Source organism: Aquisphaera insulae, assembly GCF_011064615.1.
Lineage (GTDB): Bacteria > Planctomycetota > Planctomycetia > Isosphaerales > Isosphaeraceae > Aquisphaera > Aquisphaera insulae.
Genome location: NZ_JAALJH010000075.1, coordinates 1 through 14,645 on the forward strand (window position 1 = coordinate 1; position 14,645 = coordinate 14,645).

The following is a 14,645-nucleotide window of genomic DNA, read 5'->3' on the forward strand; positions in this document are numbered from 1 at the left end:
CCTCAGGTAGAAATTGTGCTTTTCCAGGTATCGGACGAACGAATAGCTGATCGCGAAGAAGACGGCAAGCCCCACCAGACAGTACCAGAGCGGCGAGTCCTTGGGCACGACGGCGAGCACTGCGCCCTCGACCGCGTGATGCAGGATGTAGGCCGCCAGCGGATTCTGGCCGAGGGTCCGGAAGAGGCCGAGCTGCCAGCCCTTGACGTCGCAAAGCGGGATGAAGAACGCGTAGAGGGCCAGCGAGAAGCCCGAGGAGAAGAGGCAGAACGGGACGCTCACCACCTTCTTGTTCATCTCCCAGTAGTTGTCCGGCCGGATCTCGCGCGGCGGGGGCTCCATGAACGGGGGGGTGGCCAGGAGGGAGCCGATCGACCGCCCGGCCAGGTTCTGGAACGGCGGGATGACCGGGCTCGCCGCGACGTCCTTGCCCAGCACCTCCACCGTCCCCTTGTCCGTGTCGTAGAGCGTGGCCAGGCAGTTCAGCCCGTAGCCGGCGAGCATCAGGCCGACGCCCAGGGCGAACTGCAATCCGGCGGCTCGGCCGACCGATTCGCCGGTCATCCAGTCGTAGGTGAGCGTGCCGAAGAGCATGGGCACGGCCCAGCCGATGATGCCGAAGAAGCCGCCGTCCCAGGCCGACTTGCCGGTCAGGCCGAGCAGCGAGTCGAGCCCGTTCGGCTTGCCGTAGACGAACGCGAAGTTGAACCAGTACGAGATTGCCAGGTGCACGACCAGGCAGGCGGCGATCATCCCCACCCGCACCTTCGTGCCCTTCGCGATCACGGGCATGAGGAAGATCTGGGTCACGCCGATGATCGCCAGCGTCTCCCAGAGGTCGGACTTGAGCGTCACCAGCAGGAACCTCCAGACGCCGCCGTCGGCGAAGTCCGCCCAGTGCTTCACCTCCAGGTCCTCGTGCCCGTACATGATCAGGGAGATGAGCACCAGCGCCAGGCTGCGGATGAAGAACTTCCGGTAGGTTGCCGCCGGGCCGTCCCGGTCGAGCCTCCGGAGCACCGCCAGCCGATAGGAGAAGCCGGCCGCGAACATGAAGCTCGGCATGATGGTGTCGGCATAGCTGAAATAGATGCCGTGATGCTTGAGCACGGCCGGCATCGCCGCCAGCCCGCCCACGAAGTTGACCACGAACATCCCGGCGACGGTGTAGCCCCGGAACTGGTCCATGGAGACGATCCGCGGGCTCGACTTCTGGGGACCGGGGACGTCCGACATTCGTGGGCGCCTCATCGCAGGATTCGTGATGTCGCGGGCGGCCGGCGGACTTCGCCGGGAAGGGAACGCAGAGCGTAATCGGCGCGGCAGCCGGGGTCAACGTGGGCGCGGCCGAACACGAACCGCGCTCTTGATGGCGAGCGCCGCCGAGCCTAGCATCGAGACAGTCGGCGACGGATCGACCTGCACGCGTCTTCCTCCTCGGACACGTCCCCTCCATGCGAATCGATCGGATTGAGCTGCGACTGGTTCGGCTCCCCCTCGTGCGTCCCTTCCAGACCAGCTCGAGCCGGAAGGCCCACCTGGACCACATCCTGATCCGCGCGGTCATGGCGGACGGCCAGCAGGGATGGGGTGAATGCGCCAGCCCATCCGACCCCTTCTATTGCCCGGAGACCGTGGAGACCTGCTGGCACATCCTCCACGACTTCCTGGCTCCGATGTGCCTGTGGCGGGACTGGTCCTCGATCGAGGAGCTCGTCGGCCTCTACCGGAACGTGAAGGGGAACGCCTTCGCGCGATCCGGCCTGGAGATGGCCTGCTGGGATGCGCTCTCCCGCGACCAGGGCCGGCCGCTCCACGAGCTGCTGGGGGGCACCCGCGCCGAGATCCTCTCGGGGGTCAGCCTGGGTATCGAGCGGGACCTGCCCACCCTCTTCGATCGCATCGACCAGTTCGTGGCCGAGGGCTACCGCCGGGTCAAGCTCAAGATCGGGCCGGGGTGGGACGTGGAGGTGGTCCGGAAGGTCCGGGAGCGGCATCCCTCGCTGCCGCTCCAGGTGGACGCCAACTCGGCCTATACGCTGGACGACGTCGAGACGCTCCGGCGGCTCGACGACTTCGACCTGCTCCTGATCGAGCAGCCGCTGGCGCACGACGACATCGTCGACCACGCCCGGTTGCAGCGAGCCCTGAAGACGCCGGTCTGCCTGGACGAGAGCATCCACTCCGCGGCCGACGCGCGGAAGGCGATCGAGCTGGGAGCCTGCAAGGTGATCAACATCAAGGTGAGCCGGCTGGGCGGACTCCTCGAGGCGAGGCGGGTCCACGACCTTTGCCTCGAGCGAGGGATCCCCGTCTGGTGCGGCGGGATGCACGAATTCGGGATCGGCCGCGCGGCCAATCTCGCGATCGCCAGCCTGCCGGGCTTCACCCTACCGGGCGACGTCTCGGGCTCCGACAAGTACTATCGACGCGACCTCGTCGAGCCGCCCATCCTGGCGACTCGCGGGGCGATCGCCGTGCGCAACGTCCCGGGCCTCGGCGCCGAGCCGATCCTCGAACGAATCGACGAGGCGACGCTGCGAACGGCGATCCTGGACGCCGGACCAACCAAGGGCTGAAGACCGATGGACGACCCGACGATCCTTGAGGCGATGCGACGAAAAGGCACCTCGATCCTCGCCGAGCTGCGAGCCTTCGCCTCCTGGGAGACGCCCAGCGGCGACAAGGCGGCCGTCGATCACATGGGAAGCAGGGTCGCCGCCCGCTGGACGGAACTCGGGGGGGCCGTCGAGATCGTCCCCAACGAACGCGGCGGGGACCACCTCATTGGCAGGTTCTTCGGCGAGTCCGACGCCCCCCCCGCGCTCGTTCTGGGACACATCGACACCGTCTGGCCACTCGGCACGCTCGCCAGGATGCCGGTCGTCGGCTATGGGGACCAGCTCCGCGGCCCGGGCGTCTACGACATGAAGGCCGGCCTCGCCATGCTCCACGCCGCCCTCGAGTGGCTCCGCGAGTCGGCCATCCGGCCGCCCCGGCCGATCACCGCGCTCTTCACCGCGGACGAGGAGATCGGCAGCCCCACGTCTCGCGGCCTGATCGAGTCGCTGGCCCGCGAGTCCGCCCACGCCCTGGTGCTCGAGCCGCCGCTCGCCGACGGCGGCCTGAAGACGGCTCGCAAGGGGGTGGGCCGATTCACGATCCGCGTCGAGGGGAGGGCCGCGCACGCGGGCGTCGCCCCGGAACAGGGCGTGAGTGCGATCCTGGAGCTGGCCCACCAGGTCATCCGGGCCCACGATCTCAACGACGCGGCGGCCGGGACGACCGTCAACGTCGGCGTGGTCCGCGGGGGCACGACCTCGAATGTGGTCCCCGCCGAGGCGGAAGCGGTCGTGGACGTCCGGGCGACGACGATCGCTGCGGCCAAGGTCGTCGAACGGGCGCTGCTCTCGCTCCGACCGATCACGCCCGGCGCGAAGGTGGTCGTCGAGGGGGGATTCAACCGACCGCCGATGGAGCGGACGCCGGCGATCGCGGCCCTCTTCGAGCAGGCCGCGGAGATCGGCTTAGGGCTCGGCCTGAAGCTGACGGAAGGGTCCACCGGCGGGGGGAGCGACGGCAATTTCACGGCCGCGATCGGCCTCCCGACGCTGGATGGCCTGGGAGCATTCGGGGGCGGAGCCCACGCAGACCATGAGCACATCCTCATTTCATCCCTGCCCGAACGCGCCGCGCTCCTTGCGGCCCTGCTTTTGAAGCTCTGAGGGAACAAACCATGCCACAGCCCTGGTCCGGAAAGATGGCGGAAGAGTTCGTCCAGGAGATCGAGCTGGAGCCCGACGTCACCATCCGGCGCGCGGCCAGCCCGGAGGACTACCGGGAATGCCAGGCCGCGCAGCGAGCGGCCTGGGGGGTGAAGGAGGACAGCTACCTGGTCCCGATCGCCACGATGGTCGGGGCCAACCTGCACGGGGGGATCGTCCTGGGAGCCTTCCTCCCCGACGGCCGTGCCGTGGGGATGTCATTCGGCTTCCTCGGGATCGTGGGCGAGCGCGTCGCCCTCTACTCGCAATTGACGGGCGTCATCCCCGAGTACCAGTCGAAGGGGGTGGGCTACGCCCTCAAGATGGTCCAGAAATACATCGCCCTGGCCGAGGGCGTCGAGCGGATCGCCTGGGCGTTCGACCCGCTTCAGGCCGGCAACGCCCACTTCAACCTGGAGCGGCTCGGCGCGCGGATCCGGCGCTACGTCGACAACATGTACGGCCCCCGCACCGACGAGATCAACGCCGGCGCCCCCACGGACCGCGTGATCGCGGAATGGGAGATCGGCGCGAGCGCCCCGGCCCGCAAGCCGATCTCGGCCCCGGTCGCCGCCCACCTGCCGCGGGTCCTCGAGTCGTCCCGCCGCCCGGATGGCCTCCGCGTCCCCGGGGCCTTCCGGCCCGAGCCGCACGCCCCGATGGTCCTGCTGGAGATCCCCCGACGAATCGGCGAGCTCCGACGCGATCACCCGGAGCTTGCCGAACGGTGGAGGGGCGCCGTCCGCGAGGCACTCCTCGCCTCATTCCAGGCCGGCTACGAGGCGTCGGGCTTCTTCCGCGAGACCAACGGGGCGGACCGTCACGACTACTACATCCTGGACCGTCGCAAGCCCGGCTCCTGACGGACGAGGAGCCGGGCGTCCCGTTCGATCACCGGAGTTCGACCTCCACCCTCCCGATCCCGCCGGTGAAGGCGAAGGGGAGCTTGTAGTTGAAGTCGATCGCCGAGCCGGTGTCCATCCCGACGTCCACGCCCTCGCCGAGCGAGAACTGGAGCGGGATCGTCTTCGGCAACTTGCCCTCTCCGACCGGCTTACCGTTGGCCGTGAGGGTCACCGTCGCGGGCTTCCCGCGCTCGCCGGGCTTGCCTTCATAGGCCAGATGCATCACCAGGGAGAGCTTCCCCTTCGGCAGGTCCTGGGTCGAGATCGTGTACCGCTCGAGGGCCAGCATGTTGTAGACGAAGTGGGCCTTCCCGTCCTTCAGGTAGATGCCGTAGCCCCCCGTGAGTCCGCCGTGGGTGAAGATCATCCCCTCGGCACCTTGATCCGGGATGTCGATCTGCATGGTGACCGTGAAGGACTTGTTGAGCACCGGCGGAGCGGCACCGTCGGGCAGCGCGATCTGGCCGGGGTAATAGACGTAGCGATCCCGCTTGCCGGCCAGCCTGGGCCGGCCCTGAAGCTCGGCGTTCAACCTCTCCACCGCGCGCCAGTCGAGCGGCAGCACGTCGTGCGTCTCGGCTTCCTTCCAGAACAAGGCCTCGAGCTCCTTGATCTTCTCGGGGTGCTGATCGGCGAGGTCCTCGGCCTGGGAGAAATCCCTCGACACGTCGTAGAGCTCCCACTTCGCGGCCAGAGGGTCGAACTCGCCGCGAGTGGGGGCCCACGGGACGAAGCTCCGGCTCGACGCCATCCAGCCGTCGTGGTAGATCCCCCGGTTGACCAGCAGCTCGAAGTACTGGGTCGTGCGAGTCTCCGGGGCATCCTTCTCCGCGAAGGTCCCGAGGAAGCTCGTGCCCTCGATCGGCTTCTGCTCGATGCCGTTGAGGACCGTCGGAGGAGTGATCCCGATGGCCTCGTAGAGCGTCGGCACGATGTCGATGACGTGGAGGAACTGGGACCGCAACCCGCCCCGGTCCTTGATCCGCGCCGGCCATGAGATGATCATCGGGTTCCGGGTCCCGCCGAAATGGCTGGCGACCTGCTTGGTCCACTGGAACGGCGTGTTCATCGCGTGGGCCCACGCGCTGGGGAAGTGGTTGAACCACTTCGGCCCGCCGATCTCGTCGATGTGCGCGAGATTCTGCTCCCACTTCTCGCCGAGCCCATTGAAGAAGATGTTCTCGTTCAGGCTCCCCTCGAGTCCCCCCTCGGCGCTGGCTCCGTTGTCGCCCACGATGTAGATGATGATCGTGTTGTCGGCGCCGGGCAGTTGCTTGACGGCATCGACGACGCGGCCCATGTGGTGGTCGACGTGGGCCGCATATCCGGCGAACACCTCCATCATCCGGGCGTAGACCTTCTTCTGGCCGTCGCTCAGCGTATCCCACGCGGGCAGCCCTTCGCTGCGGGCCGTGAGCTTCGTACCCGGCGGGACGACGCCCTTCTCGATCTGACGCCGGAGCGTCGCCTCTCGATAGGCGTCCCAGCCGTCGTCGAACTTCCCCCTGAACCGGTCGATCCACTCCTGCGGCGCGTGGTGCGGCGAGTGATTCGCGCCCGGCGCGACGTACAGGAAGAACGGCTTGTCCGGCGCGATGCTCGTGGACCGTCGGACCCAGTCGATGGCCCGGTCCGCCAGATCCTCCGTCAGGTGATATTTCGGATCTTGGCTCTTCGGGACCAGGTTGCGGTTCTCGAACAGGATCGGGTCCCAGTGGTTCATGTCGCCGGCATTGAAGCCGTAGAAGTAGTCGAACCCCAGCCCGTTGGCCCAGCGATCGAAGGGCCCGACCGAGCTCGTTTCCCAGGCGGGCGTGTTGTGATTCTTGCCGATCCAGGCGGTCATGTAGCCATTCTGCCGGAGCACCTCGCCGATCGTCCCGCAACTTCGCGGCAGGACGCAGGTGTAGCCGTCGTAACCGGTGGCCGCCTCGGTGATGATGCCGGTGGCGGCCGTGTGGTGGTTCCGGCCGGTGATCAGGGCGGCTCTCGTCGGGCTGCACAGCGAGGTCGTGTGGAAGCGGTTGTACCTCACCCCTTCCTTCGCGAGTTTCTCGAGCGTGGGCGACGGCACGCCACCGCCGAAGGTCGCGTATTGCCCGAACCCGGTGTCGTCGAGCAGGATCACCACGACGTTCGGCGCCCCTTTCGGCGCGACGACCGGCTGCGGAAACCGGGGCGGGTCGGACTCCTTGTAGGTCTTCCCGACCTTCCCGCTGAATCGGAAATCGGGCCGAGGCAGTATCTTCGGGGTGGCCGCCTCGGGAGATCTCGCCTCGTGTTCCTGGGCGAACAACTCGGCGAAATGACCGGGCGGGGCCAGCAAACAGGCGGCCGCTCCGACCACGAGGGTCAGGGGCCAGGTGCAAATCGGACGTGTCATCCGGCGACTCCCGGGATGGGGAAAGATGAAGGCATCGATTGCTCGCGCTCCGAGCGTCTGATGGGTGGAACACGCGCACGGGTCTTCGATCGACTCGTCCTCGACAACTTGCACGAAGATCCTTCTCGTCGTCCTCGGTACAATGCGACGACAACAGCCTATTTACACCCGAGCGAAGAATCCAGCGCGTTATGAATGATCGAGCCCTCGATTCCGATCGATACGCAAACCTTCGCCGGGGAGGCGCCGGGCTTGGGCGGCTGGCCGCCTGGCTGCCTGTCGGGTTCATCCTGCTCGGAGCCGGCCTGTTCCTCGACCAGGCGCGCGACTTGGTCTCCGACGGCCAGTTCACGACGGGCGAGCGGCGGGTGATGGGGATCATCGCGATCGCGACGTTCGGCGGATGCGGGCTCGCGGGCTGGGTCCTGGCCCGGCTTTTCCGCACCGTCTCGGGTCTCCTCGAAGTCCTCGCCGATACGGCCGAGGCATCGTGGCGGACCGGTGACCTGATCGAGCAGAACCTCGTGCCGATCCTCGGACGGATCGCGCTGGCCATGGAGGAAGCCCGGGGGATGGCCGACCGATCGGGTGAGACCCCCGCCGATTCGACCACCGAGCAGCAGCTCCTGGCCGAGCTGGCGGCCGCCCGCGCGGCCGGCCGGGCAGGGCGGGCGATCGAGATCCGGGACGCGTTGACGCGCCACCTCCGGGGCGAGCGCTTGCACCGGCTCGATCGGGAGCTCGCCCTCTGGCTGCTGAAGCTCGTCGAGGCGAGGGTCCGGGCGGACTCCGTGGACCTCGAGCTCGCCGCCTGGGTGGCGCGGGCGGTCGATAGCTTCGGCGACATGCCCGAGGCCATGCCGCTCCGCCAGTCGCTCCCCGGGCTCAGGCGTCGCGGCGAGGAGAGATCGGCCGGGGCGACTTTCCCCCAGGCGAGACGCTCGAGCACGAGCCGGGAGCGACCATGAGCACGCGTGTCCGCTGTACCGCCTGCAAGACCGCCTTTCTCGCGGCCGACGAGCCGCCCGGCGGGGTCGTCGAATGCCCCAAATGCGGATCCCGCCACCGACTGCCGGGGACCTCGGCGCCATCTCCGACCCGCCCCGTCCAGCCGCCGGTGCCGCCCCCGTCCGCGGAGATGTCCAACGTTTTCGTCCCGTCGACCGAGGCGACGGGCCGGACCAGCCGCAAGCGATGGCTCCTGCTGCTGTTGATCCCGGCCATCCTCGTCCCCATCGCCGCGGCGGTCCTGGTGGCCTGGCCCCGGCTCAAGCCGCGCCCGCTGGATGCCGTCGAGCGCGTGGCCGACTCCTATCTCCGGGCGATCGCCAAGTCCGACGAGCCGGCGCAGCAGCGGCTCGGAGTCGTGGAAGATCCGCCCGCGATCCGCGCGTACCGCGATCTCCGGCGCAATCGTTCGCGCGATCGGACCCTCAAGGGCTCATTCGCCCCGCTCGGCCGGCTCCATGCGAAGATCGCGTCCAGTTACGCATACGATCCCGCGATCGGCCGGTTCACCCCGAAGAACCCGCTGGGCGCCGCGGGCGAGACGCTGGACGCCGTCCAGGCCGCTCGGGAGGACGCGGAGAAGTCCGGCCTCTACGACAAGATGGCCAGCGGCGATCCGGACGACATCTTCGACGCGGCGGAGGGCCTGGGGAAGGTCTTCACCAAGCTGGCCGACGGTGCCCTCGCCCCGAAGAAGATCCTCCCCACCTACAAGATGCTCGTCGAGGACGCGAAGCCCCCGATCCCCGCCGACGCGAAGGAGCTGGCCTCCGCGGTCGGAGACGACCCGAAGACCTGGGACGCCCTGCTCAAGCGCCCCTTCTCGACGCTCAAGTCGGACGGCCCATTCGTCCTCGACCGCGCCGAGGTTGAGGCCCTCGGCGAGGATCGCCTGTCCTCGCTCGGGGATCCGCCCACGCCCTTGAAGCTTTCGCTGATCCGGTTCCGCCTCGAGGGGATCGACACCGGCTGGCGCGTCGTGTCGATCCGCCGCGTTCTCCCAGGCGACGAGGCCAGGATGCCCCCGGACGCCCCGCCGGTCTCCCCCGGCGAAGCGGCCAGGTCGCCCGGCCAGCTCGACCACTGACATTCGCGAATCCGCGCGGTACAATCCCCCGCGTAACTCGATCTGTAGGGCGATTAGCTCAGTTGGTTAGAGCGTCTGCTTTACACGCAGAATGTCGGGGGTTCGAGTCCCTCATCGCCCATTGACGGCGGGCGGGCCAGGCCCGATCTTGCCGTGACGCCAGGTTCCGGTCCGCATCCGTGCCGCTCACGTCATAAAACCTGACGCCGAGGAGCAATCCTCGGCGGCGGAGAGCCGCTATACTCGCGCTCTCTCGTCGGGCCTCTCCCTTCCGCCCGGTTCCTCCCGAGAGTCATCCGAATCCCGGCGCGACGGCTCGCCGTTCCCACTCCAGGACGAATCGAAATGCTCAGGACCAGTCCCTCGGCAATCCTGCTGGTCGCATCGGTCTGGGTTGCGAGCGTCGCGTTGGAGGTCCCGGTCGCATCGGCCCAGGCCCCGTCGGCATCGGCCGAGCCGACGACCGGGAAGGACGGATCCAAGAAGTCCATCGAAGCGTCGCCGAGGCACCCCCTCGACCCGCTCTCGCCGGACGAGATCCGGGCGGCCGTCGCGCGGCTCCGGAAGGACAAGGACCTGCCGGAGTCGATCCGCTTCGTGAGCATCATGCTGGCCGAGCCGGCGAAGTCCGCGGTCCTGGAAGCCACCCCCGCGAAGATGCCGGCGAGGGAGGCCCGGATCGTCCTCCTCGACCGGGCGAAAGGGGAGGGCTACGAGGCCACGGTCGACCTGACGTCCGACCGCGTCGCGTCGTTCCGCACGCTGCCGGCCGGGATCCAGCCGCCGATCATGATGGACGAGTTTTCCGAATGCGAGGAGGCCGCGAGGAAGTCTCCCGCTTTCCGGGAGGCAATGAAAAAGCGCGGGATCGAGGACGTCAGCCTGGTCATGGTCGACGCCTGGTCGGCCGGCCACTACGGCAACGAGCGGCCCGAGGACAGGGGGCGTCGCCTCGTCCGTGCGCTGAGCTGGAACCGGAACAGCCCGCTCGACAACGGATATGCCCACCCGATCGAGGGGGTCATCACCGTGATCGACCTGAACCGCAAGGAGGTGGTCCGGGTCGAGGATCTCGGCGTCGTGCCGATCCCTCAGAAGCCCGCCTACTGGGCGCGGGATGCCGTCAAGCCGGCGAAGAGCGACCTCAGGCCCCTGGACATCCGCCAGCCGGACGGGCCGAGCTTCACCATCCAGGGGAGCGAGGTCCGCTGGCAGAAGTGGGGGCTGCGCGTCGGATTCAACGCGCGGGAGGGCCTGGTGCTGCACCGCGTCTCCTACGACGCGAGGCCGATCCTCTACCGGGCCTCGATCGCGGAGATGGTCGTGCCCTACGGCGACCCGAAGGAGACCGCCTACCGCAAGAACGTCTTCGACATCGGCGAGTACGGCGTCGGCATGCTGGCGAACTCGCTGGCCCTGGGCTGCGACTGCCTGGGCACTATTCGCTACCTGGACGGACACCTGGCCGACAATCATGGCCGCGTCGTGACGATCAAGAACGCCATCTGCATCCACGAGGAGGATTACGGGCTCCTCTGGAAGCACACCGACTGGCGGACGGGGCAATCCGAGGCCCGCCGCTCGCGTCGGCTCGCGGTCTCGATGATCGCCAACGTGGGAAACTATGATTACGGATTCTACTGGTACTTCTACCTCGACGGCACGATCCAGATGGAGGTGAAGCTGACCGGGATCGTCAACACCCAGGCCCTCCGGCCGGGCGAGACGAGCCGGTTCGGGACCGAGGTGGCCCCCAGGGTGCTCGCGCCGACTCATCAGCATTTCTTCAGCGCCCGGCTGGACCTCGACGTGGACGGACAGGCCAATCGCGTCCAGGAGGTCAACATGAAGGCCGCGCCAGAGGGGCCGGAGAATCCCCACGGGGGCGCGTTCTTCCTCGACGTCGCCCCGCTCTCCCGCGAATCGCAGGCCCAGCGCGGCACCGACCCGTCGTCGGCACGGTTCTGGCGCGTGATCAACCCGACCAGGACCAACGCGCTGGGCGGCCCGGTCGGGTATCGCCTCTGCCCGGGCGAGAATTCGCGGCCCTTCAGCCTGCCCGGTTCGGCGCTCCTGAAGCGCGCGGGCTTCCTGACGAGGAGCCTCTGGGCGACCCCCTATCGGAGCGACGAGCGCTATCCGGCCGGCGATTACCCGAATCAGAACGCCGAGGACCAGGGGCTCTCGAGCTGGACGCGGGCCGACCGCAACCTGGATGACGCCGATGTCGTGCTCTGGTATACCTTCGGGCATACCCACGCGCCTCGGATCGAGGACTGGCCGGTCATGCCCGTCGCCTCGATCGGATTCATGCTGAGGCCCGACGGGTTCTTCGACGGCAACCCCGCACTGGATCTCCCTCCTCCATTGAACTGAGCCGGATGACTAGACGGAGAAATGCAATGGCGCGAGTCCCGTTCGCCCTTGGGCTCTTCCTTCTCGCCGCGGTCGGTGCCCGGGCCGCGGACACACCCGGGTCGGGCCCGCCGGTCCGGGGGCTCTTCATCGCGGCGCCGAGCCCGGGCCGGGTCGATGAGTTCGTCAAGTTCATCGACGAGGAGCTTGCGCCGCGGGGCGTGAACACGCTGATCCTGGGCGTGAATTACGAATACCAGTTCGCCAGTCGATCCGAGATGGCCGATCCCCACGGGCTCTCGAAGGGCGACGTCGCCAAGCTGGTGGCGAGCTGCCGGAAGGCGAAGATCCATCTCATTCCCCAGATCAACCTCCTGGGCCACCAGTCCTGGGCGGATCACCTGGGCCGGCTCCTCTCGGTCCACCCGGAGCTCGACGAGACGCCCTGGGTGAAGCTGGCCCCGAACGTCAAGTGGCCCAATCCGGACCGGCTCTACTGCAAGAGCTACTGCCCCCGCCATCCGCAGGTTCACGAGATCGTCTTCCCGCTGATCGACGAGATCTGCGACGCCTTCGAGTCCGACGCCTTCCACGCGGGGCTCGACGAGGTCTTCTACCTCGGCGAGGAGAAATGCCCGCGGTGCGGCAAGGCCGACAAGGCGGAGCTGTTCGCCGACGAGGTGAAGGCCATCCGCGACCGGCTTGCCAGCAAGAACCGGAAGCTCTGGATCTGGGGCGACCGACTGCTGGACGGCGACACGACGGGACTGGGCGAGTGGGAGGCCAGCACCAATCAGACCTCTCGCGCGATCGACCTGGTTCCGAAGGACATCATCATCTGCGACTGGCACTACGAGCAGGCGGCACCCACGCCCTCTCTCTTCGCACTGAAGGGGCTGAGCGTGGTCGCCTGCCCCTGGCGGAAGAGCGACGTCGCGCTCCGCCAGCTTCGCGACATGCAAGACATTCGCGGCCAGTCTCCCGCCCCGACGCGCGACCGCCTGCTGGGCGTGATGCAGACGTCCTGGAACGGCTGCGACAGCTTCCTGGACGAGTTCTACGGCCGGAAGAAACCCGCCGCCACCGAGAAGCCCCGCAGGCCGAGGGGATCCGAGGTCGAGTGCTTCAAGGCCCTCGCCGACGCCTGGAAGTCGAAGCCGAGCTCGTAGGCGTCGCGTCCCCTCGTCTCCGATCTCGGGGAATCTCACGTGGACGAACCCAAGTCCTCCGCGATCCGATTCGCGGCGAGCCTGATCATGGTCCTCGCCGCGACGACCGTGGCGCGGGCCCAGCCCCGCTGGGAATCCCAGCGGTCGGGCACCCAGGCGAGGCTGCGTGGGGTCGCGGCCGTCAGCCCGTCGATCGCCTGGGCGAGCGGCGCGAAGGGGACGATCCTCCGGACGCTCGACGCCGGGGCCACCTGGACGCCGCGACGAGTCCCGGACTCCGAGGGGCTGGATTTTCGCGACCTCCACGCGATCGACGACCGGACCGCGTTCGTGCTCTCGATCGGCCCCGGGGAGCTCTCGCGGATCCTGAAGTCGTCCGACGGCGGAGCCACGTGGACGCTCTCATACGGGAACAGGGACCCTCGCGTCTTCCTGGACGCCATCGCCTTCTGGGATGAGGCACGAGGCATCGCCCTGGGCGATCCCGTCGACGGCCGGTTCACGATCCTGATCACCGACGACGGCGGCCGGACCTGGTCGGGCATCCCGCCGAACGGGATGCCGAGGGCGATGGAAGGGGAGGGGGCCTTCGCCGCGAGCGGCACCTGCCTGGTCGTCGGTCCGGGGGGACTCGCCTGGTTCGGCACCGGTGGCGCCAGGGTCGCAAGGGTCTTCCGATCATCGGACCGCGGGCGGACCTGGACCGTGGCGGAAACGCCGATCGTCGCCGGTACCGCGTCGTCGGGCATCTTCTCCGTCTCCTTCCGGGATGAGCGTCACGGGATCGCGGTCGGGGGAGACTACCGGGCCACGGACCGGGGGGGGCACGTCGTGGCGGTCACGGCCGACGGCGGCGGCACCTGGACGGAGCCGAAGGGGCCGGGGCCGCGGGCATTCCGGTCGGCGGTGGTCCATCTGCCGGGCGAGGGTCCCCCCGCCGCGATCGCCGCGGGGCCGTCGGGCTCCGAGATCTCCCTCGACGATGGCGAGTCGTGGCATGCCCTCCCGGATGACGGTTTCCACGCCCTCGGCCTGGCGCGGGGGGACCGCCGAGACCGGTGCGTCGGGTGGGGTGTCGGCGAGGATGGCCGGATCGCTCGGATCCGGATCGGCCCCGAATCGCCCTGAGCACCCCGTAAGGAGGCAGTCGCAAGCCATGGACAACTCCCGTTGCGTCGTGCTGGTCCCAGCCGGCCGGGCGATCGAGCCGCATTGCGATTATTCCCTCCGCCAGCTCGAGGGGGCCGGATACGCCGTCCGGCGGCTCTTCGGCTTCGCCCAGGTCGACGTCGCCCGAAATCGGCTCGCCTCGGAGGCGCTGGCGGACGGATTCGAGGAGCTGATGTGGATCGATTCCGACATCGCCTTCGAGCCTGCATCCGTGGAAAGGCTGCGCGGCCACGGCCTGCCGATCTGCTGCGGCGTCTATCCCAAGAAGATCGAGAAGGCCTGGTCGTCCCATTTCGCCGACGAAGGGGCCACAATCACGTTCGGCCAGGGGGGCGGTCTGGTTGAGTTGCGATACGCGGCGGCGGGATTCCTGCACCTCCGGAGGCAGGTCTTCTCGGAGATGGAGGCACGCCTGGGATTGCCCCGATGCCGGGAGGCGAACGGGGCGACCACGGTGCCCTACTTCCTGCCGATGGTGATCCCGTCGGAGTCGGGGCATGTCTACCTTGGCGAGGATTTCGCCTTCAGCGAGCGGGCCCGCCGATCCGGCTTCCGCATCATGGCCGACACCACGATCCGCCTCCAGCACATCGGGATCTACGGCTATAGCTGGGAAGACGTCGCGGGCGGCTTGCCCCGCCTCGCAACGGCCAGGATCCGCCCGGGCGGGCCGTCGGACGTTTAGCCGGGCCGGCACTCGTCGATCCTTGCCCCGGCCATCTCCGGAATAAAACCCGCTCATGATTTGACTCTGAGTGGGCATCGGCTAACCTTGGGTGACCCATCAGGCGCGGGCTCGTCTCG

General features: G+C 68.3%; 11 protein-coding genes and 1 tRNA gene. 10 read left to right on the plus strand and 2 right to left on the minus strand.

Features of this window, described 5'->3' with window-relative positions:
* A partial coding sequence (locus tag G6O54_RS28040; RefSeq protein WP_165230934.1) for a heparan-alpha-glucosaminide N-acetyltransferase domain-containing protein occupies positions 1-1,236 on the minus strand: 1,236 nt, incomplete at its 3' end.
* 218 nt (positions 1,237-1,454) lie between these two features.
* Here G6O54_RS28040 and menC point away from each other — a divergent pair.
* The 3 genes from menC to G6O54_RS28055 are packed head-to-tail and all read left to right on the plus strand — an operon-like array spanning position 1,455 to position 4,627.
* Complete coding sequence (gene menC, locus G6O54_RS28045) at positions 1,455-2,579, plus strand: o-succinylbenzoate synthase (RefSeq protein ID WP_165230937.1); 1,125 nt, start codon at positions 1,455-1,457, stop codon at positions 2,577-2,579.
* A 33-nt stretch (positions 2,580-2,612) separates the two neighbouring features.
* Positions 2,613-3,725: a M20 family metallopeptidase gene (locus tag G6O54_RS28050; protein ID WP_250847130.1), complete on the plus strand. Its 1,113-nt coding sequence runs from the start codon at positions 2,613-2,615 to the stop codon at positions 3,723-3,725.
* An 11-nt stretch (positions 3,726-3,736) separates the two neighbouring features.
* Entirely contained in the window at positions 3,737-4,627 is an 891-nt protein-coding gene (locus G6O54_RS28055) for a hypothetical protein (RefSeq protein ID WP_250847131.1), read from the plus strand.
* 28 nt (positions 4,628-4,655) lie between these two features.
* Here the strand turns inward: G6O54_RS28055 and G6O54_RS28060 are convergent, their stop codons facing one another.
* A complete protein-coding gene (locus G6O54_RS28060) occupies positions 4,656-7,052 on the minus strand; it encodes an arylsulfatase (protein WP_165230943.1) in 2,397 nt (798 codons plus the stop codon).
* Between the two features lie 191 nt (positions 7,053-7,243).
* Between G6O54_RS28060 and G6O54_RS28065 the strand changes: the two genes are divergently transcribed.
* From G6O54_RS28065 to G6O54_RS28095, 7 genes are all read left to right on the plus strand, one after another.
* Positions 7,244-8,020 carry a hypothetical protein gene (locus G6O54_RS28065; RefSeq protein ID WP_165230946.1) on the plus strand — a complete coding sequence of 259 codons (777 nt, stop codon included), beginning with the start codon at positions 7,244-7,246 and terminating at the stop codon, positions 8,018-8,020.
* Positions 8,017-9,147, plus strand: coding sequence for a zinc ribbon domain-containing protein (locus G6O54_RS28070; protein ID WP_165230949.1), 1,131 nt, complete (start codon positions 8,017-8,019; stop codon positions 9,145-9,147). The genes G6O54_RS28065 and G6O54_RS28070 overlap by 4 nt, the downstream gene beginning before the upstream one ends.
* A 47-nt stretch (positions 9,148-9,194) precedes the next feature.
* Positions 9,195-9,268 (plus strand) — tRNA-Val (locus G6O54_RS28075).
* 224 nt (positions 9,269-9,492) lie between these two features.
* Complete coding sequence (locus G6O54_RS28080) at positions 9,493-11,523, plus strand: primary-amine oxidase (protein ID WP_165230952.1); 2,031 nt, start codon at positions 9,493-9,495, stop codon at positions 11,521-11,523.
* Positions 11,524-11,549: 26 nt separating this feature from the next.
* Positions 11,550-12,671 (plus strand): family 20 glycosylhydrolase, encoded by a 1,122-nt coding sequence (locus G6O54_RS28085; protein ID WP_165230955.1) that lies wholly within the window; start codon positions 11,550-11,552, stop codon positions 12,669-12,671.
* A gap of 39 nt (positions 12,672-12,710) precedes the next feature.
* A complete protein-coding gene (locus G6O54_RS28090) occupies positions 12,711-13,799 on the plus strand; it encodes a WD40/YVTN/BNR-like repeat-containing protein (protein ID WP_165230958.1) in 1,089 nt (362 codons plus the stop codon).
* A 28-nt stretch (positions 13,800-13,827) separates the two neighbouring features.
* Complete coding sequence (locus G6O54_RS28095; protein WP_205679068.1) at positions 13,828-14,526, plus strand: glycosyltransferase family 2 protein; 699 nt, start codon at positions 13,828-13,830, stop codon at positions 14,524-14,526.
* Positions 14,527-14,645: the final 119 nt, after the last annotated feature.